The organism is Bacillus sp. GMs2/2 (assembly GCF_050172095.1).
Lineage (GTDB): Bacteria > Bacillota > Bacilli > Bacillales > Bacillaceae_G > Bacillus_A > Bacillus_A cereus.
In genome coordinates this window covers 1-3,994 of sequence record NZ_JBNLYE010000353.1, presented here as the reverse complement: position 1 = coordinate 3,994, position 3,994 = coordinate 1, and the positions used below count along the sequence as shown (strand labels likewise).

Below are 3,994 nucleotides of genomic sequence, written 5' to 3'. Positions count from 1 at the left end.
CGCATGAAAGCAGATAATAGCGGACCAGAGGATAAGGAGGTGATCCAGCAAGTGTCGGTTCCTGTTCGGACAGATGGGAAGGCTTTTGTGATTAGTGGATTCCCTCAAATCGTCAAGGTGAATGAAAAAGCAGAAGTGCCAGAAGAAAAAGCGGGAAAAGAACGAGAGGAAATTCATGAAATCACTGTAAAAGAAGACATTCGAGAATTTTTACCAACCTTTTTTAAATCCTATACCACCGCAACACAAAAAGAACTCGCGTATGTTTTAGCCAATATAGATATTAAAGGGTTAGAAGGAGCCATGAAATTTGAAAATGTACTTTCCTCTAAGATTTATCCAGGAAAAACAAAAGGCACATATGAGGTACAAACAGAGGTATCTATGATTGATCCACATTCTGAATCAAAAATGAAAACAGGTTATACGTTGTTTGTAAAACAAGATGGAAAGCAATGGATCGTAACAGACTTAAAAACAAAATAGGAGAGGGGCATGTATATGTTCAATATAAATCATTTTGTGTTAGGAATCGGGTTAGAAGGATTTTTCGAAATGATGAAGACACAAGGAACATACGCGTTATATTGTGCGTTTATCATTGTTATTTTGATCGTAGCGGCAAAGCGCGCATGGGGAAAAGCGATTACGTTAATTGTTGGCGGCGGGATTGTTGTATTCTTCATTAACAAACCAGATGCATTAAAAACAATCGGAACGTGGTTAGGCGGATTGTTTGGCGTCTAAGTAAGGGATGGAAAGGAAGAGGGCTACATGAAGGAAAAAGAATCAAAATCTATCATTGTCTATTGTTTCGGGAGCTATATGAACTATATGCGAAGACAGTACGAAATTATGGGGTATCGTCTTCCGCGTGCGGTTACATGGAGGGCACTTGGTTATTTTGCGGCGGTAGAAGCGGGGCTTGTAGCCTTCCGCTTCCTTCCTCCCTTTAAATGGATATTTGGGGATATGATCGATCAAGTTTGGCTCATGTATTATGGTGTGATTCCTCTTTTCTTAGTATGGGGCGCGGATAAATATAAAACAGATGGAAAATCACTTTTCTCTTTTGTTCGGTCCTGGGTCACATTTCGTTTACGGAAGCATCAAAGTAGTCGCTTGGTGAATGTACCCAAACTTAAAAAACATGTGTTTTGTGGTCATGTATGTGTACAACATGATGTCAAAGATTTACCAATCGTACATTCATTCAATGAAGAAGAGAACGACATACACGCTTATGATGTAACATTTTTACCCCAAAAGGAGGAATTTGAATATGTTGAAAACGATGAACAGACCACCATTAAAGCACGTTGAAAAGAATTTAGCGTTTAGTACAGACGGAAAAGTATCCGCAGTGTATGAAGTAGACGGATTTGAATACGATCATCAAGACGAAAGTACAAAAAAAGTATATTATCGCAATCAACTCGCTCTATTTACCCATCAAGAATATGATATCCACTTGCTTGTGATTCCTCGTACAACAAATTCAGATGAAATTCTGGATGAACATATTTCCACTTTAAAAGGGCCAATGGCCCCAACAGGACGCTTTCTTTTTAAAAAGGTAAAAGAATACTTACGAAATGCGGCCATTGCGAAAGAGAACATGGAATATCGATTTTTCGTTTTAGTACAACTGAATATGGAACAGAAAGAAAGACAAATTCGTAACCCTGTCGTAGAAACATGGAAGTTTATGAAGAAGATAAGAGAAGGATTTGCAGAGACAGCCCAAAACATATCGGGTATGAATGTGACGGATATTTTAGAAGAGGAAATTGAAAATTATTTAGAAGTAGAAGACGTTTTATTTAGCCAGGTTAGAGGGGCCTTTCATAATACAAGACGTGCGAAACCGTCAACAACGCGCTTTTTATTCCATCATAACTTCAAACGTGGCATGAAAGAACTGAATCGGGATCAAAACTGGAAAGTAGGTTCTACAGTTACCTTGAAAAATGAAGAAGGAAAGGCGGTAAAAGTACGTCGGCCAGATTTCCAAGAAATGGTGCACTTAACGGATACGGTGATTGATGAAAGCCCAGGGCGCTCTCTAATACTCGAAAGACAAAATGAAGAAGGGGAAATGGAAACCTCTCATGTTGCTTTTCTTGCGGTGAAAGATATGCCCGAAATATCGGCTTTTCCTGGTGGAGAGTGGATTTATCGCATTCAATCTCATTCATTAAAGTTTCCTGTTGAAATGAGTATTCGAGCGTATCATTTAGAAAACCAGATGGTTACCCAAAAACTTTCAAACAGTGAACTGGAATTAAATGATCAACGTCAACAAGCAATGGTAGGTGGTCGCACAACAGATTTAACAATTGATCGTAAAGCAAGAGGCGTCAAAATTGTAAAAGATCGATTTGAAACAACGGGAGCACCTGGATATGAACTAAGTGTACTGTTTTGTGTATATGCAGAAGATGAGAAAACATTAAAATCACGCGTTAATACGCTGATTACAGAATATCGCAAAATGAAAATTGAATTGGTCAATCCATATGGAGAACAATTAGCATACTTCTACGAGTTCTTACCAGGTTCTAAACGTTATAATACGGATTTCAAATTGTTTGTGGAACCAGGCGTGCTTGCAATGGGCATGTTCGGGGCTACAACGCAAATTGGTGACAATCAAGGGTTTTACATTGGAAAGACAAAGAAATTAAATCGACCTGTTTTTGTTCGTCCCGAACTAGCGGCGAAAGCATTAGATAACATTGTAACAGCGTTTGAGAGTTTATCAGTTATGTTTGCGGGGCAAACAGGAAAAGGAAAATCCTTCCTAATGAATTTACTCGCTTTCTGGATTGTAATGAGTGGCGGAAGAGCATTTATTATTGATCCTAAGGGTGACAGAACAAGGTGGCCCGAATTATTACCAGGGTTCAATGAGGATACCTTGCAAGTATGGACGCTTGGGAAGGATAAAAAGGATGCAGGCTGTTTAGACCCATTCCGAATAAGCGCAACAATAGAAGATGCAAAGAGTTTAGCACTTGAAATTTTAACGTTCCTATCGGATGTAGGATTAGAGGATATCCGATATGACTATTTATATAAAGCAATTGAACGAGTAGCGAAAAAAGAAGACGCATGTTTAACTTTGGTTCGTAAAGAACTAGAGGAAATGAAGAAAGAACCTAACTTATTGCCAACTGAATTAGAACGATTAAACGCTCTTACAAATCGTTTAGCAACCTTAGAAGGCATCCAGTTAGGAGATTTATTGTTTGGTAGACCAGGTCAAGATTACCGCGTATTAAGTCTAGAACGTCCATTACAGGTATTACAAATTCAACATTTACGCATTCCAAAATCAGAGGAAAAGAATGAGAGTGTTACAGACAAATTATCTCGTAGTATCTTAATTGCATTAGCGGCATTTGGTAAATCATTAATGCATTCCGACCGTAGTATTTTCAAAGTATACCTACAAGATGAGGCATCAAGTATTTTGAAAAATAAAGAGGGTGCGGCGTCTTCTGACAAAATCATTCGAGAAGGACGTTATCACAATATCGGCTTGTATTTAGGAACACAAAACGCATCCGATTATCAATCTGAAAACAAAGAGGTTGCCAACGTGGGTATGAAGTTCTGTTTTGCGCTGAAATATGATAAGGAAGCGGAAGAAATGTTGCGTTACTATAACTTACCGGTCACAGAAGAAAATATCTTAATGTTACGCCAGTTACGACGTGGCGAAGCCTTATTCCAGGACATTTTTGGGCGAACCGCGGTTGTAGAAATTGATCCTGTTTTCCAAGAATTAAAGACTGCATTTGATTCCTCTACGAAAACAGACGAAGAACGCGCACAACAATTGGCGTAATTCGTATTACAATACAGATAAGAGTATTCTAAATTATCTGTATATGGAGGATGGAACGATGAAAAAATTACGTATGTTATCTGGATTATGTGTAGCAGGAATGTTGATGGTAACGGGGGTTGCGGGTTGCTCAAATGAAAC

General features: G+C 38.6%; 4 protein-coding genes. All 4 read left to right on the top strand.

The genetic code is table 11. The annotated features are described in order from the left end of the window. A partial coding sequence (locus ACQGS6_RS24110; protein WP_426965719.1) for a conjugal transfer protein occupies positions 1 to 486 on the top strand: 486 nt, incomplete at its 5' end. Positions 487 to 495: 9 nt separating this feature from the next. Continuing rightward, positions 496 to 747, top strand: a complete 252-nt coding sequence (locus tag ACQGS6_RS24105) for a TcpD family membrane protein (RefSeq protein ID WP_000281809.1) — start codon at positions 496 to 498, stop codon at positions 745 to 747. A gap of 27 nt (positions 748 to 774) precedes the next feature. Then, positions 775 to 1,323 (top strand): TcpE family conjugal transfer membrane protein, encoded by a 549-nt coding sequence (locus ACQGS6_RS24100; protein ID WP_127814261.1) that lies wholly within the window; start codon positions 775 to 777, stop codon positions 1,321 to 1,323. Beyond that, positions 1,283 to 3,853, top strand: coding sequence for an ATP-binding protein (locus tag ACQGS6_RS24095; RefSeq protein WP_426965718.1), 2,571 nt, complete (start codon positions 1,283 to 1,285; stop codon positions 3,851 to 3,853). The genes ACQGS6_RS24100 and ACQGS6_RS24095 overlap by 41 nt, the downstream gene beginning before the upstream one ends. The last annotated feature ends 141 nt before the right edge of the window (positions 3,854 to 3,994 follow it).

Coding starts and splice junctions, on each gene's coding strand:
- ACQGS6_RS24105 (WP_000281809.1), top strand. CDS start 496: ATGTATATGTTCAATATAAATCATTTTGTGTTAGGAATCGGGTTAGAA.
- ACQGS6_RS24100 (WP_127814261.1), top strand. CDS start 775: ATGAAGGAAAAAGAATCAAAATCTATCATTGTCTATTGTTTCGGGAGC.
- ACQGS6_RS24095 (WP_426965718.1), top strand. CDS start 1,283: ATGTTGAAAACGATGAACAGACCACCATTAAAGCACGTTGAAAAGAAT.